The organism is Morganella morganii, from assembly GCF_041099235.1.
GTDB lineage: Bacteria > Pseudomonadota > Gammaproteobacteria > Enterobacterales > Enterobacteriaceae > Morganella > Morganella morganii_E.
Map to the genome: position 1 here is coordinate 446,506 of NZ_JBFZSO010000002.1, position 23,990 is coordinate 470,495.

The following is a 23,990-nucleotide window of genomic DNA, read 5'->3' on the forward strand; positions in this document are numbered from 1 at the left end:
GCGTTGCGTGATTTGGAAAACTGAAATCATATTATATGAAAAATCAATTTATCTATCATCATCCTCGTATTCTTGGTCACTAGGGTCAAGTGCAACTATCTTAAGCTCTTTCATTTTTTCAATAAAAGGTAAGCCATACCCTGTTAGATGGCTACCATCAACGTATGTCTGTCCATCATCAGGTCTTGCATATAATATAGAATCAAATAATTCTTTATGAAATCTTAAACAATTAGTTCCTATTCCTTTTCTACTGTAAATCTCTTTTAAATCAAGATGTTTTATAAGGTAATAATTATTCATATCATTGGGGTGTTCTGTTTTATCAAGGGATATAGTTCCTATTTTATCCTCCTCAAGATAAATAGTAATTTCTTCCCCGACATCATCAATTTGAATAGAATATTCTATGGCGTTGTTATGGTTATCATTAAATGTATAAATTCGTTTTGAATTCATTTTAATTTCACTCGTAGATAGATAAAAATTTAGTATATATAAATATTATTGAATCTACAGTAATTTATAAGATTAATAATATTTTAGGTAAGAAGACTAACAGCGAGTGTTATTTTTAAATTTTTTACTACATGCTTACTTGAGACTTGAGACTTGAGACTTGAGACTTGAGACTTGAGACTTGAGACTTGAGACTTGAGACTTGAGACTTGAGGTTGGCTTTATGTGAATATAATGACAAAAACCTAATATTTTGATTTTTTTAAGTGCTAGAGAGTAAACTCAAAAAATACTCAGGGGACAAAAAGGGGGCACTGACCACCAGATGTAAAAAAGCCACCCTGTGAAGAGTGGCTTAATACACTGATAAATCAGTAAAAATTTGGTGGCCCCTACTGGACTTGAACCAGTGACCAAGCGATTATGAGTCGCGTGCTCTAACCAACTGAGCTAAGGGGCCGAAGTGGGTGAGATTATACTGCCAGTTGCCTGCGGGGTCTAGCGTTTCTTGTCTATCTGACTGTTTTATGAGCGGAATATTGCCTGTCAAAAATGATTTCTGAACATCAATTGTGTAAGTGAATTATTGCTTGTCTGGTAATGAATAAGCATAAAAAAAGGCGCCGTTTAACGGCGCCTGATAATGCTCTGATCCTGAAGCGGATTATTCGTCCAGGAAGCTGCGTAACACTTCAGAACGGCTCGGGTGGCGCAGTTTGCGCAGTGCCTTCGCTTCGATCTGACGGATACGTTCGCGGGTAACATCAAACTGTTTACCCACTTCTTCCAGCGTGTGGTCAGTATTCATATCAATACCGAAACGCATACGCAGAACTTTCGCTTCACGCGGGGTCAGGCCGGCCAGCACTTCGTGAGTCGCGGAACGCAGGCTCTCTGAGGTGGCTGAATCCAGCGGCAGCTCGAGGGTGGTATCCTCGATGAAATCCCCTAAGTGCGAATCTTCATCATCACCAATCGGCGTTTCCATTGAGATTGGCTCTTTGGCGATTTTCAGCACTTTACGGATCTTATCTTCCGGCATCAGCATCCGCTCTGCCAGCTCTTCCGGTGACGGCTCACGGCCCATCTCCTGAAGCATCTGACGGGAGATACGGTTGAGTTTGTTGATAGTCTCAATCATATGCACCGGGATACGGATAGTACGTGCCTGGTCCGCGATAGAGCGGGTAATCGCCTGACGGATCCACCAGGTGGCATAGGTCGAGAACTTATAACCACGACGGTATTCAAATTTATCAACCGCTTTCATCAGACCGATGTTACCTTCCTGAATCAGATCCAGGAACTGCAGGCCACGGTTGGTGTATTTTTTCGCGATAGAGATAACCAGACGTAAGTTCGCCTCAACCATCTCTTTTTTCGCACGGCGGGCTTTCGCTTCACCGATAGACATGCGGCGGTTAATATCTTTGACCTGTTCAATGGTCAGACCGGTTTCTTCTTCAATCTGACGCAGGCGTTGCAGGCTGCGTTCAACTTCTTCCGCGACATCCTGCAGCTTTTCAGACCACGGTTTGTTCATCGCGACAGCAGCAGTAAACCAGGAATCACTGGTTTCATTGCCGGTGAACAGGGTGATGAAGTTTTTCTTCGGCATTTTGCTCTGCTCAACGCAGAGTTTCATGATGTAGCGTTCCTGCTGACGGACACGATCCATCATTTCACGCATGTTGTTGACCAGATGGTCAAACTGCTTCGGAACTAAACGGAACTCTTTGAAAACTTCAGAGAGCTGCTGGATTTCCGCATTGGTGTTCGGGTGGTCGCGACCGTGAATTTTAATCTGCTGACGCGCTTTTTCATGCTGCACACGCAGCGCTTCGAATTTCTGACGAGCCAGTTCAGGATCGATGCTGTTATCGTCATCGCTGTCACTGTCATCCTCTTCTTCTTCGTCTTCGTCGTCGTCATCTTTGTTTAATTCTTCGGCCGGCAGCTCAGAACCGATGTTGGTTGCGGTTGGTGCCAGATCTTCTTCCGCGTTCGGGTCAACAAAGCCGGTAATCAGGTCAGAAAGACGGACTTCGCCTGCTTCAACGCGGTCGTACTGATCGAGTAAATACGTGATTGCCTCAGGATATTCAGCAACGGAACACTGAACCTGATTGATGCCATCTTCGATGCGCTTGGCAATGTCAATTTCGCCTTCGCGGGTCAACAGTTCTACCGTCCCCATTTCACGCATATACATGCGCACAGGATCAGTGGTCCGGCCAATTTCCGATTCTACACTTGAGAGGACTTGTGCTGCAGCTTCGGCTGCATCATCATCGGTGTCTGTTGAATTCTCTGCCAGCATCAGATCATCAGCATCAGGTGCTTCTTCCATTACCTGAATGCCCATGTCATTGATCATCTGGATAATATCTTCGATCTGATCAGAATCGACGATATCTTCAGGCAGATGGTCATTGACTTCAGCATAGGTCAGATAGCCTTGCTCCTTACCACGGGTGACAAGAAGTTTCAGCTGTGACTGCGGGTTTTGCTCCATAAGACGGTATCCACACTTCTGAGTATTTAGGTTTGTGTTGGTCGGCAAAACAACTTAGCCAGCAACAATAACAATCAAGGATTTCTTTTCTTCGGCCATGAACCTTGGTGACATGGCATGCAGGGCTGTTCCTGCTGTCTGCGGCACTTAAGCCGTTATATTCATCATAGTTTAATAATAATACTTATTGCCGGACCCGCACGAGAAGACTCACTTCATTGCGCTCTTCAGGGGTCAGACCTTCTGTCCGCTCTTTGGCGATCAGGAAGTTAAATCTGTCATTGAGAGCAGATACCACCAGATGATTTAAGGCATCTTTGAAGGTTTTTTCTGCTATCTCATCTATCTCTATATCGTTCCATCCGGCCAGTTTTTCAAGCTGTGGCGCTAATTTATTATCACGGTAGTGTTCCAGTAACTGACCGGTGGTCAGACCCGGCTGTGATAAACAGGTATCAATCAGCTCCCTGAATAATGAAAAACCGGCAATACGGCTGGTATCAATGGATTCCAGCGGCGGCACTAATTGTGCAAACTGCGGATTCTGCACCAGCAGGGCTATCAGGATCCGCATGGTGGTCGGTTTCAGTTTCGGAGCCTGATAACCGGGACTGTTTTCACTCTGGCGGACCGCCTGTTTGAGCTGCGTGATATCCGGTAATCCGAGTAAATTGCCCAGATCCTGCAATAAAAACGCCTGTTGGGCTTCACCCGGCACGCGGCTTATCAGCGGCATGGCGAGGGCATTCAGCTTGCTGCGCCCCTCCGGGGTGCTCATATCCACCTGGCGCAGCAGGGTATCGAACAGAAACTGAGACAGACTGTGAGCCTCATTCTGCCGCTGCTCGAAGGCTTCACGGCCTTCGCGGCGTACCAGTGAATCCGGGTCATCACCGTCCGGTAAAAACATAAAACGAAGCTGCCGCCCGTCATTCAGATGGGGAAGGGCAGTTTCGAGTGCCCGCCAGGCGGCTTCGCGTCCGGCGCGGTCTCCGTCATAACAACAAATTATGGTATCAGATGTCCGATAGAGCAACTGTATGTGCTCTGCCGTTGTCGATGTCCCGAGTGAGGCCACCGCATAATCAATACCGAACTGTGCCAGGGCAACCACATCCATATAGCCTTCCACCACAAGGATGCGGGACAGTTCGCGGTTATTCTGCTGCGCTTCATACAGCCCGAATAACTGACGGCCCTTATGAAAAATATCGGTTTCCGGTGAGTTCAGGTATTTCGGCATCGCATCATCGAGGACACGTCCGCCGAAAGCAATTACCCGGCCGCGCCGGTCACGGATAGGAAACATCACACGTTCCCGGAAGCGGTCATAGCAGCGGCCGTTATCATTGACCACTAACATGCCTGCATCCAGCAACTGCTGACGATCATCCTCACTGCGGGCAAAGCGTTTGAGGACGTTGTCCCATCCGGCGGGGGCATAGCCGATTGCAAACCGGCTGATAATGTCCTGACTCAGACCCCGGCGGTTCAGGTACTCACGGGCATGACCGGCGTTATCGGCCTGTAATGCATGGCGGTAAAAGCTGTCCAGTTTTTCCATCAGCTGATACAAATTCTGGCGCTGATGTTTTTCTATCTGGCTGCTGCCGCTTCCGGTTTCATAAGGAACATCCAGCCCGTGCATTGCTGCTAATTCTTCGATCGCCTCGACAAACTCGAGCCGGTCATAATTAATTAAAAAATCAATAGCATTGCCGTGGGCACCACAGCCGAAGCAGTGGTAAAACTGTTTATCGCTGCTGACTGTAAAAGAGGGAGTTTTTTCGTTGTGGAAAGGACAACACGCCTGGTGATTTTTACCGTGTTTTTTCAGCGGCACCCTGACATCGATAAGATCGATGATATCGGTTCTCGCTAATAAGTCGTTGATAAATGTGCGTGGAATGCGCCCGGCCATAACCCCTTTTTCGCCTGTCTGATAACGATAATAAGCCGCGCTTCCTTCCGGAAACACGGCCATTAACTGCAACTACTGCGGTCTGACTAAGTTGCGGCGCGGCCGCAGCGATTAGTACAGACGAGTGCGACGTGCGTTTTCGCGAGCCAGTTTCTTAGCGTGACGCTTAACAGCAGATGCTTTAGCGCGTTTACGTACAGTCGTTGGTTTTTCATAAAACTCACGACGACGTACTTCAGCTAATACGCCTGCTTTTTCGCAGGAACGTTTGAAACGACGCAGTGCAACGTCAAATGGCTCGTTTTCACGTACTTTAATTACCGGCATGTGCCTCTCACCTCAATAAATAGGTCTGTACTGGCGTTATGCCAGTTGTCTTTAAAATGGTGCGGAATTTTACTTCAATGTGACCCACGTTGTAAAGTGCTGTGGATAATCAGACAGAGAAATACCCCGGATTTGGTCCGGTGTTACCGCCGGGACCGGATCCGCACACCCGACAGGGGTTTTACAGAGGGTGCAGATTATAGCGGATACGCGGTGATTTGTCAGCAACAGAAATCCGTTATGCAGGGGAAAAGTGTGTGGATAACTGTGTTCATCCTGTGAATAAGCGGCTTTTGCTGAATAAAAAGACGGCAGAAAAGCCCCGTATTTCACCTTAATACCTGTCAGCACGCCATTATGGTGATACACTGCACTCTTTACGGAGACGGATGTGCTTCCTGCTGTCCGCCACCAGTCCCGTCAGTTTTTGTTCCAGCGAGTTAAGTCCCATGCGAGTGTTAGGCATTGAAACGTCCTGCGATGAAACCGGAATCGCAATTTATGATGATGAAGCCGGTTTGCTGGCTAATCAGTTATACAGCCAGATCAAAGTCCACGCGGATTACGGCGGCGTGGTGCCGGAACTGGCATCCCGTGACCACATCCGGAAAACGGTACCGCTGATTCAGGCTGCACTGAAAGAAGCCGGTCTGACGGCACAGGATATTGATGCGGTGGCCTATACCGCAGGACCGGGGCTGGTCGGGGCGCTGATGGTCGGGGCTACAGTCGGCCGTGCGCTGGCATTTTCCTGGGATGTCCCGGCGGTGCCGGTTCACCATATGGAAGGCCATCTGCTGGCACCAATGCTGGAAGAACATCAGCCGGAGTTTCCGTTTGTTGCGCTGCTGGTATCCGGCGGCCACACACAGTTAATCAGTGTAACCGGTATCGGTGAATACACGCTGCTGGGTGAATCTATCGATGATGCAGCCGGTGAAGCCTTTGATAAAACGGCCAAATTACTGGGGCTGGATTATCCGGGCGGGCCTGCACTGTCACGCATGGCAGCACAGGGCACGCCGGGACGTTTTACCTTCCCGCGTCCGATGACTGACCGGCCGGGGCTGGATTTCAGCTTCTCCGGGCTGAAAACCTTTGCCGCCAATACCATTCGTCAGAATGATGATTCAGACCAGACCAAAGCAGATATCGCCCGTGCTTTTGAAGATGCGGTGGTGGATACGCTGGTGATCAAATGCAAACGCGCGCTGGAGCAGACCGGTTTTAAACGGCTGGTGATGGCAGGTGGGGTGAGTGCAAACCGCACGCTGCGCGAACGCATGGCGCAGACACTGCAAAAACTGGGCGGAGAAGCGTTTTATGCCCGTCCTGAGCTGTGCACGGATAACGGTGCGATGATTGCGCTGGCCGGGATGATCCGCTTCAAAGGCGGCATGCGCAGTGAGTTAGGGGTGACCGTCCGTCCGCGCTGGCCGCTGGCTGAGTTACCACCGCTGGATAAATAATCTCCGGACACAAAAAAGGCGCTTCAGCGCCTTTTTTTAATCCTCTTTTTCCTGCTCTTTCGCTTCCTGGATTATCTCTTTATCCGTTTTGGCCCGCTTTTTCTTCAGCTTCTGCCAGATGCGGCTTTCCTGTCCGCGCCACAACCGCTGAATATTGTCATGATGGCGGATCAGCACCAGACAGGAGAGCATGGCGACCGGGAAGGTAAACTCCGGTTTGAACCACCAGACATAAAACGGTGCCACCAGTGCACTGACAATCGCGCCTAATGATGAGTAACCACTCAGCAGCACGGTCAGCAGCCAGGTTCCGGCAACCAGTCCGGTCAGATCCCAGCCGATGGCGGCAATCGAACCAAATGCCGTTGCCACGCCTTTTCCGCCTTTAAAGTGGAAAAATACCGGATAAATATGGCCTAAACAGGCAGCAATGGCGATAATGCCGAGGTAAAAATACGGTATTTGCAGGAGGTAGGCGAGCCAGACCGGCAGCATACCCTTGAGTACGTCGCAGATAAGGACACCGGCAGCCGCCAGTTTGCCGCCGATGCGCAGCACGTTGGTCGCCCCCGGGTTTCCGGAGCCGTGATGCCGCGGATCCGGCAGTCCCGCAAGACGGCAGATCAGGATCGCACTGGAAATTGATCCCAGCAGATAAGCGAAGATGATCATACCAAGCGCGATTCCACTCATGCTTCTCTCCTGACAGACGGTAAATTACAGTTATTGGCCTCCATGGATAATACGCATATTTCATGGGAAGTGATATCCGATGAGCATAAAAAAACGGGGTAATTGCGGATGGATGTTGTTTTTATTAAAAAACTTGTTGTTTTTACAACGATTGGTGCTTACGACTGGGAAAAGGATATTACGCAGAAATTAGTGCTCGATATCGAAATGCACTGGGATAACAAACGCGCATCTGAGAGTGACGATGTGGAACATTGTCTCGATTACGCCAGCGTCAGCACTGCGATTCTGGATTATGTGCAGACAAGACAGTTCGCACTGGTGGAACGTGTGGCGGAAGAAGTGGCGTCATTATTACTGACTGAGTTCGGTACCCCTTGGGTCCGTATTTGCGTGGCTAAGCCGGGTGCGGTGGCACAGGCGGAAGAAGTGGGTGTCATTATTGAACGAAGTGCGGCCTGATGTTGTCATAATGCCGTCAGCGGAACTGTCATAAAAGCGCTGAGGGTGTCATGAAATTGTCACACTTGCGTCATATGCTATTCTCCGTATCCGGCATTCCCGCGTCCGGGAGTGCCTTATTTTATCTGCCATACAGGGCGTTATATGGGCGATATCACAAGTTTACTGCATGCATTGATTCTCGGGGTTGTTGAAGGATTAACCGAATTCCTGCCGGTGTCATCAACCGGTCATATGATTATTGTTGCTGAGCTTATCGGCTTTACCGGCGATAAAGCAAAAACGTTTGAAGTGGTTATTCAGCTCGGTTCCATCCTGGCGGTGGTTTTCCTGTTCTGGCGGCGGATGTTTGCGCTTATCGGCATTCACTTCGGCCGGGTTCCCCATGAAGGACAGACGCAGGGAAAACTGAATTTACTCCATATTATTATTGCTATGTTACCGGCGGTGGTTCTCGGCTTACTGCTGCGGGATCAGATCAAATCTCTGTTTAATCCGGTGAATGTGATGTACGCGCTGGTTGCGGGCGGTATCCTGCTGATTGTGGCGGAAGTCTTTAAGCCGAAGAAGGTGCAGGCGACAGGTCTTGATGACATCAGCTACCGTCAGGCGTTTGCCATCGGCTGTTTCCAGTGCCTGGCACTGTGGCCGGGATTCTCCCGCTCGGGTGCCACCATTTCCGGCGGTATGCTGATGGGGATCAACCGTTACACCGCATCAGAATTTTCCTTTATTCTGGCGGTGCCGATGATGATGGGCGCGACAGCACTGGATTTATACAAGAGCTGGCATTTCCTGAGCAGCTCTGATATCCCGATGTTTGCGGTTGGCTTCCTGGCAGCGTTTATTGTGGCACTGATTGCTATGAAAACCTTCCTGTCACTGATTAAACGTATCTCCTTTATCCCGTTTGCTATCTACCGCTTTATTGTGGCTGCTGCCGTTTACGTGGTGTTTGTCCACTGAGTTTCGCGTAAACACATCACTCTTTGCGCAGGGAAAATCCATATGACCCTGCGCAAAGTCAAAGCGGGCACTCCGCAGATTTGCTACTAATATAATTAATAACGGATACATAAAAGCCGGTAATGGTTTACCGGTTTTTATGTGTAATATTTTATTTATGTTGACTGCCCGACACAGCGTGATCAGATGCTCCGCACCTGTCACGAGTCTGACCACAATGCCGCGCCGGAGCCAATAAATCGAGCAGGAGTCAGGATTATGTGCAGCACATGCGGTTGCAGCGAAGGAAACGTGCAGATTGAAGGTCACAGCCACGACCACCACGGCCATGATCACCATCATCATGATCATGAAAACCATTCCCGCCCCGTCATTATTCATCACCACCACTATCATCATAACGGCGATGTGAATCACTATTATTATGACGGCCGTGAAGCCGGTGAAGAGCATGCTCACGGACACAGTCATGAGCACAGCCACGGACATGAACACTCACATGACCACGGGCACGGTCACAGCCATTCTCATGAGCACGAACATCATCATTCACATGACCATGATCACGCAGCGGCTTTTGCACCGGTAATTGATAAAGACAATATGCATTACGGGATGGGTGAAGCTGGTACACACGCGCCGGGCCTGACCCAGAAACGGATGGTGCAGATTGAAATGGGGGTGCTGGATAAAAACAACCAAATCGCTGTCCATAACCGCGAACATTTACAGGAGCAGGGCATTCTGGCGCTGAACCTGGTGTCCAGCCCCGGCTCCGGCAAAACCACATTACTGACCCGCACACTCAATTACCTGAAAGACAAAGTCCCATGTGCCGTGATTGAAGGCGATCAGCAAACCACCAATGATGCGGAGCGGATCCGCGCAACCGGCGTACCGGCGATTCAGGTTAATACCGGCAAAGGGTGTCACCTGGATGCACAGATGGTGCATGACGCTATGCATCACCTGGGACTGAAAGATAACAGTCTGTTATTTATCGAAAACGTCGGTAACCTGGTCTGCCCGGCCGGTTTTGATCTGGGTGAACAGCATAAGGTAGCGATTCTGTCAGTGACAGAAGGTGAAGATAAGCCACTGAAATACCCGCATATGTTTGCTGCTGCAGACCTGATGCTGATTAACAAAATCGACTTGCTGCCGTATGTGAACGTCAATATTGAAGCTTGTGTGAATGCTGCACGCCGTGTGAATCCGGATATCGATGTCATTGTTCTGTCAGCCACTACCGGTGAAGGAATGGATGAATGGGTTGCCTGGATACAGGATCGTCTGAGCAAGGTTAATCAGCAGCGCGGTACGGCGGAATAAGGGATTTCTATGCGTTTTGTTGATGAGTTCCGTGATCCGGCTCTGGCAGAAAAACTGCTGGCGCAGATCCGGGAAGAGATGGCCTCATGGCCGCATCCGCTGAAGCAGCCTTTGCAGATTATGGAAGTGTGCGGCGGTCATACTCACGCCATCTTTAAGTTCGGGCTGGATAAACTGCTGCCCGATTCCGTGGAATTTGTTCACGGGCCGGGCTGCCCGGTCTGTGTGCTGCCGATGGGGCGTATTGATGCCTGTCTGGAAATCGCGGCCCGCCCGGGTGTGATTTTCTGCACTTTCGGGGATGCCATGCGTGTTCCCGGTCGCGGCGGTTCGCTGCTGGATGCCCGCCGTCACGGCAGCGACATCCGCATTGTCTATTCCCCGCTGGATGCACTGACTATTGCCCGCGATAATCCGGATAAAGAGGTCGTCTTCTTCGCCCTTGGTTTTGAAACCACCATGCCGGGTACGGCGGCCACGTTACAACTGGCGAAAAAAAGCGGACTGAAAAACTTCACGGTTTTTTGTCAGCACATCACCATTATCCCGACGCTGCGCACACTGCTGGAGCAGAAAGATGTGTTTATCGACGGCTTTATCGCGCCGGGGCACGTCAGTATGGTGATTGGCTGCACGCCGTATCAGCCGCTGTGTGATGAATTCGCCAAACCGTTTGTGGTGACCGGCTTTGAGCCGCTGGATCTGCTGACAGCTATTCTGATGGTTATCCGCCAGCTGAAGAAACAGGCACAGGATAACCACGCGCCGATGGCGGTGGAAAATCAGTACAGCCGCATTGTGCCGGAGCAGGGAAATCTGCTGGCACAGAAAGCACTGGCGGAAGTCTTTGAACTGAAAGCCAGCAGTGAGTGGCGCGGACTGGGTAATATCGCGGACTCCGGTATCCAGCTGACACCGGCTTACCATGAATTTGATGCTGAACGCCGCTTCCGGCCGCAGCCGCAGTCTGTTGCTGATAACCCGCAGGCGCGTTGCGGGGATGTATTAACAGGCCGCTGCAAACCGGCGGACTGCCCGCTGTTCGGTAATGCATGCACACCGGAAACAGCACTCGGCGCACTGATGGTCTCCTCTGAAGGAGCTTGCGCAGCTTATTATCAGTACCGGCGCGGAGAATAATATGAAACCTATTACTGAAATCACCCTGGCACAGGGCAATGGCGGACAGGGTATGCAGCAACTGATCGACTCCCTGTTTTTGCAGGCATTTTCCAATCCGTATCTGAATGAAAAAGAAGATCAGGCACGAATACCGCTGGCGGAATTACAGGCTGCCGGTGATCGCCTGGCGTTCAGTACCGATAGCTATGTGATTGATCCCATTATTTTTCCCGGCGGCAATATCGGTAAGCTGGCTGTATGCGGCACGGCGAATGATCTGTCTGTCGGCGGCGCGATCCCGCGTTACCTCTCCTGCGGATTTATCCTTGAGGAAGGGCTGTCGTTTGACATCCTCTCTCAGCTGGTTAACAGCATGGCGGACGCCGCAAAAGCCAATGGTATTCAGATTGTGACCGGTGATACCAAAGTGGTGCCGCGCGGTGCGGCAGACAAAGTGTTTATCAATACCGCCGGAATCGGCGTGATCCCGCACCGGCTGAACTGGGCGGCGGCACAATGCCGTCCGGGGGATAAAATTATTGTCAGCGGCACATTGGGTGACCACGGTGCGGCAATTCTCAATCTGCGTGAAAACCTCGGACTGGATGCGGATCTGCACAGCGACTGCGCAGTGCTGGAACCGATGCTCGCACCGCTGCGGACAATTGACGGCGTCAGAGCTGTCCGTGATGCTACCCGCGGCGGCGTCACCGCGATCCTGCATGAATTTGCTGATGCTTCACAGTGCGGTATGAATATCGAAGAACAGAAACTGCCGCTGAAAACCGCAGTACGCGGTGTGTGCGAACTGCTGGGGCTGGAGGCACTCAATTTTGCCAATGAAGGTAAAGTGGTGATTGTTGTTGCTCCGGAAGCCGAAGCCGCCGTACTGGCAGCCCTCCGTAACAGCCCGCTGGGACAGGACGCCTGTACCATCGGGCAGGTAACAGAGGCAAAACAGGTGAAAGTGCAGGGGATTTTCGGCGCAACGAGGTTGCTGGATCTTCCGTATAACGAGCCGCTGCCCCGCATCTGCTGATCTGCGAATCTGCGTCATCCTCCGGCCTGTGGCTGTGTTGGCTTCGTTCGGCTACCCCGGTCACATACTGGTGTATGCTCCCGGGGATATCCTCACTTCGCCGCCTTGCCACAAACCGGATGATTTAGCAGATTGATTTTTCTGTTTTCTGTTTTCTGTTTTCTGTTTTCTGTTTTTAACAGAGTTGAAGTACATGAGGGGTTAACCGGCAAAAAAAGGAAAGCGTCAAGCGCCAGGGATGGCGCGATCCGAGCGAACAAGGATGTGTCAGCGTCTTTCCGCTTTGCCGGTTATCCCGCTGCCCGAATCTGAAAGAAGATGGTTTGATGTTTTATTCTTTTCGGCACACAGTGAGTATTCAGAAGACCTGACCGGTAAAAAAAAGAAAGCATAAAGCGCCGAGGACATGCCAGTATTTTTAAAAATATTAATAAGCGAATTATCTTATACAGGAGTATGATTCTCCGGTGGATCACATATACAGATCCTACTGGTACACTCGTACTCCGACATCGATTCCCGACGCTGTCGGGATTTTTTTTGGTAAAAAAATGAACTGGTCTACATTTAAATCAACGTATCTTGTCAGGTTCTGGCAGCCGTTGCCCGCAGTGATCGCCGCCGGCATCTTATCCGCATACTACTTCGGATTAACAGGCACATTCTGGGCGGTCACCGGAGAGTTTACGCGCTGGGGCGGACACATTCTGCAACTGTTCGGCGCTCATCCGGAAAACTGGGGGTATTTTAAGGTGATCGGTTTGCAGGGCTCACCCCTGGATCGTATCGACGGCATGATGATCATCGGCATGTTTGCCGGTTGTATCGCCGCTGCCTTATGGGCTAACAACGTCAAAATCCGCCTTCCGCAACACAAAATCCGTATCTGGCAGGCCGTTATCGGCGGCATTATCGCCGGTTTCGGGGCGCGTCTTGCAATGGGGTGTAACCTGGCGGCCTTCTTTACCGGTATCCCGCAATTCTCCCTGCATGCCTGGTTCTTTGCACTGGCAACCGCCGCAGGCTCTTATTTCGGCGCGAAATTTACGCTGCTGCCGATGTTCCGCATTCCGGTCAAACTGCAAAAAGTCAGCAAAGCGTCACCGCTGACACAGGATTTGCAGCGGGCAAAACGCCGTTTTCGTCTCGGTATGCTGATCTTCCTGCTGTGTGTCACCTGGTCTCTGTTCACGCTGTTTAAATCCCCGAAACTCGGTATGGCGATGCTGTTCGGTATCGGATTCGGTCTGCTGATTGAACGGGCGCAAATCTGCTTTACCTCCGCATTCCGTGATGTCTGGATCACCGGGCGTACCCAGATGGCAAAAGCCATTATCCTCGGTATGGCCGTCAGTGCTATCGGCATCTACAGCTATGTGCAACTGGGCGCAGAGCCGAAAATCTTCTGGGCTGGCCCTAACGCTGTGATTGGCGGGTTGTTGTTCGGCTTCGGTATTGTGCTGGCGGGGGGCTGTGAAACCGGCTGGATGTACCGTGCCGTGGAAGGTCAGGTGCACTTCTGGTGGGTCGGTCTGGGCAATATTATCGGTGCGACTATCCTGGCCTATTACTGGGATTCCGTCGCGCCGTGGCTGGCGACTGACTACGACAAAGTCAACCTGCTGGATACCTTCGGCCCGGCCGGTGGTCTGCTGGTTACTTACGGGTTACTCGCTTTCGCCTTTATTCTGTTACTGATGTGGGAGAAACGCTTCTTCCGCCGGAAAAATCAGGCTGACGTTGTCGCCGCTGCTGCACACTAAGGAGCACACCATGAATACCGAAAATACTGCAATTGTGCCGGATTACCGGCTGGATATGGTCGGTGAGCCGTGCCCGTATCCGGCAGTGGCAACCCTTGAAGCCATGCCGTCACTGAAATCCGGGGAGATCCTGGAAGTGGTGAGCGATTGCCCGCAATCTATCAATAATATTCCGCTGGATGCCAAAAATCACGGTTACACTGTGTTGTCTATCCAGCAGGACGGGCCGACAATCCGCTATCTGATACAGAAATAATGCGGTTCCGGACACCGGTTACCCGCCGGTGTCCGTCAGCGTTTCAGTAATGCCAGCGCAGCACGGATCCGCGCCTGTACCGGGTAATCCGGTGCCGGTGGTGCCAGTTTCAGGGCAATCTGGCGCAGCGGCTCTGCCATCACCATCGATAACAGCAAATCACTGGTTTGTGCCGCATCCGGCTGAGATAAAAAGTCCTGATGCCGGGACAGCCATTCCGCCAGCAGCGCACGTCCGCGCTCAATTCCGCCTGCCTGATAGCGGGTCAGTAATAACTCCCTGCCGGGAAATTCACTGCTCAGCAGACAAAATAATCCCGCCGCCTCAGCACTGAGCACTTTGTGGCTCATGGTGGTCAGGTTTTTTTCAAGCAGCTGATAAAAATCCTCTTTATTTTCTGCATCCTGCATAAACAGCGGTACAAAAGAATCCGTCCAGCCGCGCACTATCTGCTCTGCCAGATCTTCCCGGTTATCAGCAAACCGGTACAACGTCTTTTTGGAGACACCCGCCTGCTTTGCCACCGCATCCATCGTCATCGCAGAATATCCCTGTGATAACAACAGACTGAGTGATGCCTCCCGGATTTTTGTAATCAGTTCTTCTTCCGGAACAACCGGACGTCCCCGTCCCCGTGACTCTGCGGCCGGTTCATGATTAGCCATACGTGCGATCCTCAATTGACAAATGCCCGTTACAGGACAATATTAATTAGGAAACGAAAATCGTTTCTTAATTATGGAGTATACGATATGTCAGCGAAAAAACAAAACTTACCGTGGGCACTGAGTGATATTAATCAGTTATTATCCCCTGAGCCACTGAGAATGGAAATGGGTCTGGAACGCAGCGAAGAGGGGCTGCTGACGGTGTCTGTCAGAACAGATTTGCATGGTTGTAAAGGGCGGATGCTGGAGTGGTGGTTCACATTTTTTGAAACCACACAACATATCCGCTGGTGGCATCCGCATGATCATGTGGCACACCACGGCTGGGATTCTGTCTGGAAAAAAGGGGAGAGTTATATCGGGGCGACAATCCGCGCGGTTGAATCTCTCGGGCCGATCCCGCCGGTTGGTGCTACACTGAAATTCAATGATGCACAGGATTTCTTTGATGCGGATAAACTGGCTGCCGCGCGGCAGACTCATCAGATTTCCGGTGCGATTTGTGCTCATATCGGGTTCGGGGATGATGTGAAAACCGATACACTGGGTTACCCGATCGACGGCAAAATGCTGCATATAACCTATGATACAGAGTTCGGATGTGTATTACGCAGCCGGTTTTTACTCGGAGCGTCACTGGCGGATCCGCTGACGGAATTGCCGGATGAGATTGGTTTCGGGCTGATGAAGCATTGCTATAACGAGTTTACTTACTTGTCCCGTTTTCTGCCGTCACTCTATTATGGTGAGCACGGTAATGATGAAAAAGCGCCGTTACCGTGGGCATAACAGCGGATATCAGCGGGAGCCTGTTACCGGGCTTCCCGCAGATCTTATTTTCAGTGTTCCGCTTCACCGCCGAGGGCGGCGATAGTGTTGCTGATCAGCGCACTCAGTTCGCCGGTCATCAGGACAAAATCAGCATCAAACCGCTGAGCAAAATCCTCGCGGTCGATATCTTCATTTTTGTCTTTTAAATCATCGCTGTATTTCAGGCGTTTAAAGGAACCGTCGTCAGACATCAGGAACTGAATACGCTCTTCCCAGTCCAGTGCCAGTTTGGTGACACATTTTCCGGCTTCAATGCAGGTGGCGATTTCGTCTGATACCAGATCTTGTTTCTTACAGCGGATCACGCCGCCGTCTTCCAGAATGGCTTTCAGTTCTGCTTCATCCATCAGGGCAAAACCGGTTGGTAAATCACCGGAACGCACCCACTCGGTCAGCGTCAGCTCAATCGGATCTTTGGTGGTCAGCGGGATCACCGGCAGAGAGCCGAGTGTTTTCCGCAGCAGGGCAAGGTTATCTTCCGCCCGTTTGGCACTGGCGGCATCGACGATAATCAGGCCGCGTTCCGCATCGATCCAGATGGCGGTCTGGCTGAAACGGCTGAAGGCACGCGGCAGCAGCGCATGAACCACTTCATCTTTCAGGGAATCTTTTTCAGTTTTCTTCAGTTTGCGGTGCTGCTCATGTTCCAGCTTTTCAATTTTCGCCTGTAATTCCTGTTTAATCACCGGCGATGGCAGCATTTTTTCTTCTTTTTTGGCACAGATAAGGATCTGTTTACCGGCAGCGTGAGTCAGTGCATCACCCCGGGAGCCCATCGGCGAAACCCAGCCGGTTTTCATCATATCCTGACTGCCGCACGGCGTGAATGCCATGTGTTCCAGCTGTTTTTCCAGTTCATCGGCAGACAGCGGAAACGGTGAGCTAAGGCGGTAAACGAGTATATTTTTAAACCACATCGGACAGTCCTGTTTTATGATGCGCGGTCATTGCGCGGTGAGATTTGTATCCCGCTATGATAACGGATCTTGCCGCGTTGCTCTAATGCCTTCGCGCGGAAACTTGATTGTCAGGCCGCTGCCCTGCATTATCAGAGACATGAAAGACAGAGCGTAACTCCACAGCAGAAGGGGACAGTATGCGGATCGGTATTGATTTGGGCGGCACCAAAATTGAAGTGATTGCACTCAGTAATGAGGGGCAGGAATTATTCCGTAAACGGACGGATACGCCGCGTTTTGATTATCAGCAGACATTACAGGCGATTGCCGGGCTGGTACATGATGCAGAAACCGCCACCGGAGAAACCGGCACTGTCGGAGTGGGGATCCCGGGAACACTGTCGCCGGTCACCGGACGGGTAAAAAATGCTAATTCGGTCTGGCTTAACGGTCAGCCGTTCGATGCGGATCTCAGTGCATTACTGCAACGGGAAGTGCGGGTGGCAAATGATGCAAACTGCCTGGCGGTCTCCGAAGCGGTTGATGGTGCAGGCGCCGGGTTTCCGGTCGTTTTCGCAGTGATTATCGGTACCGGCTGCGGTGCGGGGATCGCGCTGAACGGCCGGGTTCACAGCGGCGGTAACGGTGTGGCCGGGGAGTGGGGGCATAACCCGCTGCCGTGGCAGGATGAAGCCGACCGGCTGTTTAAAGGCATGGCGGATTGCTATTGCGGCAAACAGGGCTGTACCGAATTGTTTATCTCCGGCACCGGTTTTATGGCTGATTATACCGCGCTGACCGGCGAGGTCTGCAAAGGTGCGGAGATCATCCGCCGTTTGTCGCAGGGCGATTTACCGGCTGAACAGGTGATGGTGAATTATGAGCAGCGGCTGGCAAAAGCGCTCGGCCAGGTCGTGAATATGCTGGATCCGGATGTGATCGTGCTGGGCGGCGGGATGAGTAACGTCGATCGCCTGTATCAGACGGTACCGGCGCTGATGCGCTCCCGTGTTTTCGGTGGTGAGTGCGATACGCCGATCCGTAAAGCGGTTCACGGCGACTCCAGTGGTGTCCGTGGCGCGGCGTGGCTGTGGCCGAAAGCCTGATAAAAAAAAGCCCGCACAGGGCGGGCAAGGCATATTTTAACACGATAACAGAAGGTAATAACGGCGCTTTATGACAGGTAAAGTGCCTGATGCGTCCGGGAACAGCCGCCGTTAATGCGCGGCTGAGTCCGGAAGATTAGTTGAAGATTCTGAAGCGGCTTTCATCATCCATAAAGGCTTTTTCACCGGCTTCCTGTTCAATGGAACCGAACACTAACTGCGCGCGCAGTTTCCAGTCAGCCGGGATATTCCAGGCTTTGCTGACCTGCTCATCAATCACCGGGTTGTAGTGCTGCAGGGATGCGCCGATATTTTCTTCAGACAGTGCAGTCCAGACAGCAAACTGAGCGATACCGCTGGCCTGTTCAGACCAGACCGGGAAGTTATCCGCATACAGCGCGAATTGTTCCTGTAAGCCTTTGACAACGGACTGGTCTTCAAAGAACAGTACAGTACCGGCACCGGACAGGAAGGCATTATCAATTTTACCTTCAGTCGCGGCAAATGCGTCTGCCGGTACAATGGCGCGTAGTGCATCTTTCACGATATTCCACAGTTTTTTGTGGTTCTCACCAAACAGCACCACGACACGTGATGATTGTGAGTTAAACGCAGAAGGGCTGTGTTTCACGGCTTCTTTGATGAGCGCGGCGATACGATCCTGAGAAACAGGCAGATTATTACCAAGGCTGTAAATTGTTCTGCGTTTTTTAATTAACTCGATAAATGAATTAGACATGTTACTCTCCGTTAAATTTTTTGTCGGAAAAACCGGTTTCCGCGCTCTCTTCAGTTCATGATGAACAGCATATAAGCAATGAATCAAAAAACATACCGAAAATATTTAACCTTATGTTTCAAAAAATTCGGCCAACAGAAAAATTTTCAATAAATATCATTGGATTAATCATTGCGTGCTGACGGAGCTAAAATGTCACGCCGTTGTAACACGATATTCCGGCGACAATTTACTGATCCCGAGTCCGTTCATTTTTCTGACAGAGATCTGCACCGCAATACGTTCTTTCATGGCTTCAATATGGCTGATAACGCCGATGGTTTTCCCGGTGGCGTTGAGGTTATCGAGTGCATCCAGCGCGATATCGAGTGTTTCCTGATCCAGCGTGCCGAAGCCCTCATCGAGGAACAGGGATTCAATCTGTGTCTTATGGCTGACGAGATCAGACAAGGCCAGCGCAAGCGCCAGGCTGACCAGGAACGTTTCCCCGCCGGAGAGGGTTTTGGTGTCACGCTGAGTATCTGCCTGCCAGGTATCGGTGATTTGCAGCTCCAGGCTGTCCGCTGTTTTGCGCTGCAATACGTAGCGGCCATGCAGTTTCTCCAGCCGGCGGTTCGCCAGATGGATCAGATAATCCAGCGTCAGCCCCTGGGCAAAGCGGCTGAATTTGGCACCATCGGCAGAGCCTATCAGCAGATTAAGACGGCTGCGGTCGGTGACGTCCTGCTGATGCCGGGTGATCTGATCCAGTAAATCGCGCTGCTGTACCCGCAGATTATCATCCGCCGTCAGCCGTCCGCGCAGTTCCCCCTGACGGCTGCTCAGTTCCCGCAGTTGCTGTACGGCAGCGGTATGTAATTCTGTCAGCTGCTGCCGGGACTGTTCACGGAACGGCTCCGGTTGGGCGGACAGATGCTGCTCCAGCGCGGTTCTGGCATCCCCGAGACTGGTGGCGGCTTTCAGCTGTGCCTGGTTAAGTGCGGTTTCCAGCGTCTGTAACTGCTGATGTTCCTCTTCACTGAGCAGGGCAGCGAGGAAATCATCCTCACCGGCAAACGGACTTTCTGCCAGTTGCTGCTGAAAAATCTGCTGATTGTGGTGCTGCTGCTCCTGTGCGTCCAGAATCTGCTGTTGCAGCCGCTTTTCCTCCCCTCTGAGCCCCGCGAGGTGCTGTTGCAGACTGTCGCGCTGCTGTGTCAGGGTTTTCAGACGGCTTTCCGTTTCCTGCTGCTGATTAAGCAGTTTCTGTAATTCCGTGCTGATATTTTTATCACCGAACAGTGCCTGCCGTTGTTCTGTGACGGCGTTGTGCTGTTGTTGCAGTGCAGCCAGTGCGGCAGATTGTTCTGCCAGCTGTGTGGCCAGTTTTGCCTGCTGTGCCTCCAGATTTTGCTGCTGTGCGGTCAGTTCCGCGAGTTGCTGTGCACTTTGCTGTATCTGCTGTTCATTTGCGGTGAACTGATCACTCTCCTGCTGACGCTGTGCCAGCCACTCAGTGGTTTCTGCCGGCGAAGGAATGGTGTAACCAAAGGCGGTCACTGTTTGTGTCAGCGAGGTTTCCAGCGTCTGTTGCTGCTGATAAAGCTGTGTCAGCCGGGTGGCCCGTTCCGCCTGCTGTTGTGTCAGGAACTGCTGTTCCTGAGTGTTGCGCTGTAATGCCTGTGACAGCCGCTCACACTCAGCTTCTTCCGCCTGTAACCGGTTTTGCAGTGTTAATACTTGTGTTTCCAGGACGCGGCGGGCTTCCTGAGCCTGCTGTTGCTGCTGATACAGCCCGTCATAATGCTGAGCGATGTCATTCAGCGATGCCGGGGAATCTGTCAGGGAGTCAAATTCGCCCTCAAGACAGATTTTCTGCCATTGTGCGGTATTAGCCGCGAGGGTTTCTCCGGTTTCCTGCAGTGTACTGCTCAGTTTTTCGTGTTGTGTACGGGTAAAGGCCAGCTGAGATTGTTTCGCTGCCAGTGTTTTCTCCGACTCTCTGATAGTGTGTGTCAGTGTTTCCAGGCGCTGCGCGGTTTCATCCGGTGTTACCTGCTGATAGTCCGTGACAGCAGGGTGATCGGTACTGCCGCACAACGGGCAGGGCTCTCCGGCCTGTAAACGCTGACGTTCCGTCTCCAGCCGGACAATGGTCTGCTCCAGCTGATAACGGGCTGTCAGGTCACGCAGATGTGTCTGCTGGTCGGCCAGGACCGGTTCCTGTTGTGCAATCCAGTCTGTCAGGACCTTAATTTCTTCCTGAAATACCTGCTGTTGTTGCAGAAGACTTTCCCGGTTACGGGTCAGCAGGGCGATTTCCGGTGCCAGTGATGCCAGCTTTTGCAGTAATCCGCGTTTTTCACCGATCTGTTGCAGTTGTGTGGTTAACTGCTGATCCGGTTCCGTTTGCCGGGCCTGCTGCAATGTGGTTTGTAAGGCGGTAAGCTCTGTTTTCAGCGGCAGAACAGACTGATTGCGGGCAGCCAGTTTATCTGTAATTTCTGTGTGTGCTGCAGTCAGTGATTGTTGCTGAATCTCACCCGCCTGCTGCTGTTCTGTCAGTGCAGAAATCTGAGCACGGTATTCCTGCCGGGTGTGCAGCTCATGTCGCCACTGAATAATTGCCGACGGAAGCTCTGCTTTCTGCACATTTTCCTGCCTGAACTGTGTGCTGCGTGCATAACTGTCACGGGTTTGCGCCAGTTGTTGCTGAAGTTGTGCTGACTGGTTTTGCAGTGCCTGCTGTTCCTGCAGCTGTGTCTGATAGTGTTGTTTCAGTGTATCAGACTGACTGTTCAGCAACTGCAGCCGGTTATCCAGCGGCCTGATGTCGTTCTCTGCCAGTGTTTCCAGTTGCTGATACTGCTGTTTCAGCCCGCAGAGTAACTGTTGTTGCTCCTCACACTGTTCGGCCAGCGGCTGCAGTGAGCGGGTGGTGCTCTCTGCTGTCTGTGCCAGTTCCTGCATACGGGCGGTCAGCTGAGTACATAACGCCGTGCTGCTCAGCACCGCTTCTTTGGCCGGGCGTAATTTTTCCGCCGGTTTGGCGCGGGCAAGACGGTCAAGCTGCGGCTGTGCATCCTGAATCTGCTGCAGAACAGCGGCATGCTGCTGCTGCCGCTGTTCTGTTTCTGTGTTCAGTGTGTCGCGGTGCTGCCACCACTGCAGCGCGGTCTGTAGCTGTGTCTGGCGGATAAGCTGAGCCTGCTCGTCCGTCTGCAGAGCAGTCAGTTCAGCCTGACATGCAAGTCGTTCATCATCTGTCATCAGCCGGATAGCTCCGGTCTGCGCTTCCAGCAGAGACAACGCCTGTTGCGCGGCTTTGTAGTCTTCATAAACCTGACGGGAAATCAGCCGGTAAATTTCCGTGCCGGTGAGTTCTTCCAGCAAATCTGCCCGTTCATTATCATCGGCATTCAGAAAGGCGGCGAAATTTCCCTGTGATAACAGGACAGAACGGGTAAAGCGGGCAAAATCCAGGCCGGTTATCTCAATAATACTCTCCCTGACCTGCGTCAGTTTGTCAGAGAGGATTTTTCCGGTGGCGCACTCAGCCAGTTCGGCCTTCGGCGGCTGAAGATTACCGTCGGCTTTATCTCTGGCGCGCCGCTGGCTCCAGAACGCGCGGTATGCCTTTCCTTTGACGGAAAATTCCACTTCGGCCAGACATTCCGCAGTATGGCGGGTCATCACATCATTCTGGGATGCGGATGTTTTTACGCGCGGGGTTTCATGGTAGAGCGCGAGACAGATAGCATCGAGTAAAGTAGTTTTCCCGGCACCGGTCGGGCCGGTGATGGCAAACAACCCGTTTCCGGCAAAGGGTTCTGCCGTAAAATCAATCTTCCATTCGCCCTGCAGTGAATTGATATTTTTAAACCGTAATGTCAGGATCTTCATTCACTTTTTCCTTTCCGGCTGTCTGTGCGGGGACTGTTTTTTCCGCTGATACCGGTGCTGATTTCACTGCTGTCATTCGCCTGGTCACGAACCTGTTCACACACGCGGCGGAAAAGGGTGGTGAGACGTGGAATATCCTCTTCTTCGGTATCACTGAGTGCCAGACGCCGGGCAAAAACATCATCCGGAGTCAGTTCATTCAGGGTTTCACGCAGGGCTTCGCTGTTGTCTGCGGTTATCTGCCTGCGCTCTCGCCGCAGCAGGATCACTTCTGCGGCCAGCGGCTCTGTCAGTGCCTGAATGCGTTTCTGAATGTCCGGCAGGTAATCCCGCCCGGCAATTTCGATGTCCAGCCAGACCGGCTGTGTATGTTCATCACGGGGCGGAAACTGTTCAAGCGCCTGACTGATGGCATCAAGATCGCCTTTCAGACAGACCATCGGCTGAAAACAGGGCACCGGTACCGCATCAATCACTGTAATGCTGTCGTTATCCAGCGTCAGCAGGAAGACACTTTTTTCCTGTCCGGACTCATCAAAACTGAGCGGGACGGGGGAACCGCTGTAACGGACAGTTCCGCTGTCACCGATGGACTGTGCGCGGTGAATATGCCCGAGGGCAATGTAATCCGCCGGCGGGAAAGCACCGGCGGGGAAGGCATCCAGTGTGCCGATATAAATATCACGGACAGATTCCGATGTTTTGGCACCCACTGTTGTCAGGTGGCCGGTCATAATGATTGGGACATCCGCACACAGTTCAGTCCGTTTTGCCACCGCTCTGTCATAAAGGGACTGATAATGTGTCTGTATCGCGGTCAGCAGTGCCAGTTGTTTCTCTGCTTCGGATTGTCCGGCCTGACTTTCCAGAATATCGCGCGGCCGCAGAAACGGCACGGCACAGACAATCGCGCCGGGCTGATTCTGCTTATTATAAAGTACGATCAGATCCCGCGCCGGATCCGGCCGGGCAATCACATCCGCATTCAGGCAGGCCATCAGTTCGCGGGATTCATTCAGCGTGGCAACGGCATCATGGTTACCGGCAAGCACAATCAGATGACAGCCTGTCTGTTGCAGTTGTGCAACAAAACGGTTATACAGCTCACGGGCATAACTCGGCGGGGAGGCGGTATCAAACACATCTCCGGCGACAATCAGGGCATCTGCCTGCTGTTCTTTTATCAGGTTTATCAGCCAGTCTGAAAACTGCAGATGTTCCTGTAACCGGTTTTTAGTGTAAAAATATTGTCCGAGATGCCAGTCTGATGTGTGAATGATTTTCATATATACGGTTATTCCTGCCGGGCGAACTGAATGCGCATTACGTTAGGCGGTTTACTGAAAACAGAGTATAACGGAAATCAGGCGGTAAAAATAAATATTGGATGAATATCCAGTATTTTACGATCTGACACGCATTTTGTGTGTAGTATGTCAGTTTAATGACATTATCTCTGCGGTGCAGGCTGAGGTATCGGCTGATATTCATAAATCTGTCACAAAAGTGACGCATAATCGCGGCACTGTCTGATGAAATGA

The 23,990-nt window shown here is 51.7% G+C and carries 20 protein-coding genes and 1 tRNA gene; 10 read left to right on the top strand and 11 right to left on the bottom strand.

Annotation, left to right across the window (positions count from 1 at the left end):
* Positions 1-48: 48 nt before the first annotated feature.
* The 5 genes from AB7038_RS05385 to rpsU form a co-directional block, all read right to left on the bottom strand.
* Positions 49-459 carry a hypothetical protein gene (locus AB7038_RS05385; protein ID WP_369452895.1) on the bottom strand — a complete coding sequence of 137 codons (411 nt, stop codon included), beginning with the start codon at positions 457-459 and terminating at the stop codon, positions 49-51.
* Positions 460-842: 383 nt separating this feature from the next.
* Positions 843-919, bottom strand: a tRNA-Ile gene (locus tag AB7038_RS05390).
* A 204-nt stretch (positions 920-1,123) separates the two neighbouring features.
* Positions 1,124-3,022 carry an RNA polymerase sigma factor RpoD gene (gene rpoD / locus AB7038_RS05395; protein ID WP_223302412.1) on the bottom strand — a complete coding sequence of 633 codons (1,899 nt, stop codon included), beginning with the start codon at positions 3,020-3,022 and terminating at the stop codon, positions 1,124-1,126.
* Between the two features lie 136 nt (positions 3,023-3,158).
* Positions 3,159-4,895 carry a DNA primase gene (gene dnaG / locus AB7038_RS05400; protein WP_349418659.1) on the bottom strand — a complete coding sequence of 579 codons (1,737 nt, stop codon included), beginning with the start codon at positions 4,893-4,895 and terminating at the stop codon, positions 3,159-3,161.
* A 111-nt stretch (positions 4,896-5,006) separates the two neighbouring features.
* Positions 5,007-5,222, bottom strand: coding sequence for a 30S ribosomal protein S21 (rpsU, locus tag AB7038_RS05405; RefSeq protein ID WP_004240446.1), 216 nt, complete (start codon positions 5,220-5,222; stop codon positions 5,007-5,009).
* Between the two features lie 449 nt (positions 5,223-5,671).
* Here rpsU and tsaD point away from each other — a divergent pair, with 449 nt between their 5' ends.
* Positions 5,672-6,691 carry a tRNA (adenosine(37)-N6)-threonylcarbamoyltransferase complex transferase subunit TsaD gene (gene tsaD / locus AB7038_RS05410; protein ID WP_072869404.1) on the top strand — a complete coding sequence of 340 codons (1,020 nt, stop codon included), beginning with the start codon at positions 5,672-5,674 and terminating at the stop codon, positions 6,689-6,691.
* A 36-nt stretch (positions 6,692-6,727) separates the two neighbouring features.
* On the opposite strand, the gene plsY is transcribed toward tsaD, so the two are convergent.
* The gene (plsY, locus tag AB7038_RS05415; protein WP_004240442.1) at positions 6,728-7,384 is read right to left on the bottom strand and encodes a glycerol-3-phosphate 1-O-acyltransferase PlsY; all 657 of its coding nucleotides are present in this window, start codon (positions 7,382-7,384) and stop codon (positions 6,728-6,730) included.
* 108 nt (positions 7,385-7,492) lie between these two features.
* Between plsY and folB the strand changes: the two genes are divergently transcribed.
* The 7 genes from folB to yedF all read left to right on the top strand — a co-directional run bounded on the left by folB (position 7,493) and on the right by yedF (position 14,324).
* On the top strand, positions 7,493-7,846 hold the full coding sequence (gene folB, locus AB7038_RS05420) for a bifunctional dihydroneopterin aldolase/7,8-dihydroneopterin epimerase (protein ID WP_004240441.1): 354 nt from the start codon (positions 7,493-7,495) through the stop codon (positions 7,844-7,846).
* Between the two features lie 144 nt (positions 7,847-7,990).
* On the top strand, positions 7,991-8,812 hold the full coding sequence (gene bacA / locus AB7038_RS05425; protein WP_024474559.1) for an undecaprenyl-diphosphate phosphatase: 822 nt from the start codon (positions 7,991-7,993) through the stop codon (positions 8,810-8,812).
* 258 nt (positions 8,813-9,070) lie between these two features.
* Positions 9,071-10,144 carry a hydrogenase nickel incorporation protein HypB gene (gene hypB, locus AB7038_RS05430; protein ID WP_368889384.1) on the top strand — a complete coding sequence of 358 codons (1,074 nt, stop codon included), beginning with the start codon at positions 9,071-9,073 and terminating at the stop codon, positions 10,142-10,144.
* A 9-nt stretch (positions 10,145-10,153) separates the two neighbouring features.
* Complete coding sequence (gene hypD, locus AB7038_RS05435; RefSeq protein ID WP_369452896.1) at positions 10,154-11,284, top strand: hydrogenase formation protein HypD; 1,131 nt, start codon at positions 10,154-10,156, stop codon at positions 11,282-11,284.
* Between the two features lies 1 nt (position 11,285).
* The gene (gene hypE / locus AB7038_RS05440; RefSeq protein ID WP_368889382.1) at positions 11,286-12,305 is read left to right on the top strand and encodes a hydrogenase expression/formation protein HypE; all 1,020 of its coding nucleotides are present in this window, start codon (positions 11,286-11,288) and stop codon (positions 12,303-12,305) included.
* A gap of 551 nt (positions 12,306-12,856) precedes the next feature.
* Positions 12,857-14,068, top strand: coding sequence for a selenium metabolism membrane protein YedE/FdhT (yedE, locus tag AB7038_RS05445; protein ID WP_369452897.1), 1,212 nt, complete (start codon positions 12,857-12,859; stop codon positions 14,066-14,068).
* 10 nt (positions 14,069-14,078) lie between these two features.
* Entirely contained in the window at positions 14,079-14,324 is a 246-nt protein-coding gene (gene yedF / locus AB7038_RS05450) for a sulfurtransferase-like selenium metabolism protein YedF (protein ID WP_045137999.1), read from the top strand.
* 35 nt (positions 14,325-14,359) lie between these two features.
* Here yedF and AB7038_RS05455 read toward each other — a convergent pair whose 3' ends face one another.
* Positions 14,360-14,989 carry a TetR/AcrR family transcriptional regulator gene (locus AB7038_RS05455; protein WP_368889381.1) on the bottom strand — a complete coding sequence of 210 codons (630 nt, stop codon included), beginning with the start codon at positions 14,987-14,989 and terminating at the stop codon, positions 14,360-14,362.
* An 87-nt stretch (positions 14,990-15,076) separates the two neighbouring features.
* Here AB7038_RS05455 and AB7038_RS05460 point away from each other — a divergent pair, with 87 nt between their 5' ends.
* The gene (locus tag AB7038_RS05460) at positions 15,077-15,781 is read left to right on the top strand and encodes a DAPG hydrolase family protein (protein WP_368889380.1); all 705 of its coding nucleotides are present in this window, start codon (positions 15,077-15,079) and stop codon (positions 15,779-15,781) included.
* A 50-nt stretch (positions 15,782-15,831) separates the two neighbouring features.
* On the opposite strand, the gene rdgC is transcribed toward AB7038_RS05460, so the two are convergent.
* Positions 15,832-16,740 carry a recombination-associated protein RdgC gene (rdgC, locus tag AB7038_RS05465; RefSeq protein ID WP_004240426.1) on the bottom strand — a complete coding sequence of 303 codons (909 nt, stop codon included), beginning with the start codon at positions 16,738-16,740 and terminating at the stop codon, positions 15,832-15,834.
* A 179-nt stretch (positions 16,741-16,919) separates the two neighbouring features.
* Between rdgC and mak the strand changes: the two genes are divergently transcribed.
* On the top strand, positions 16,920-17,828 hold the full coding sequence (gene mak / locus AB7038_RS05470; RefSeq protein ID WP_349418608.1) for a fructokinase: 909 nt from the start codon (positions 16,920-16,922) through the stop codon (positions 17,826-17,828).
* A 136-nt stretch (positions 17,829-17,964) separates the two neighbouring features.
* Here mak and AB7038_RS05475 read toward each other — a convergent pair whose 3' ends face one another.
* The 3 genes from AB7038_RS05475 to sbcD form a co-directional block, all read right to left on the bottom strand.
* Positions 17,965-18,567, bottom strand: a complete 603-nt coding sequence (locus AB7038_RS05475; protein ID WP_369452898.1) for a nitroreductase family protein — start codon at positions 18,565-18,567, stop codon at positions 17,965-17,967.
* Positions 18,568-18,762: 195 nt separating this feature from the next.
* Complete coding sequence (locus tag AB7038_RS05480) at positions 18,763-22,449, bottom strand: AAA family ATPase (protein ID WP_369452899.1); 3,687 nt, start codon at positions 22,447-22,449, stop codon at positions 18,763-18,765.
* Positions 22,446-23,735 carry an exonuclease subunit SbcD gene (gene sbcD, locus AB7038_RS05485; RefSeq protein ID WP_369452900.1) on the bottom strand — a complete coding sequence of 430 codons (1,290 nt, stop codon included), beginning with the start codon at positions 23,733-23,735 and terminating at the stop codon, positions 22,446-22,448. The genes AB7038_RS05480 and sbcD overlap by 4 nt, the downstream gene beginning before the upstream one ends.
* Between the last annotated feature and the right edge of the window lie 255 nt (positions 23,736-23,990).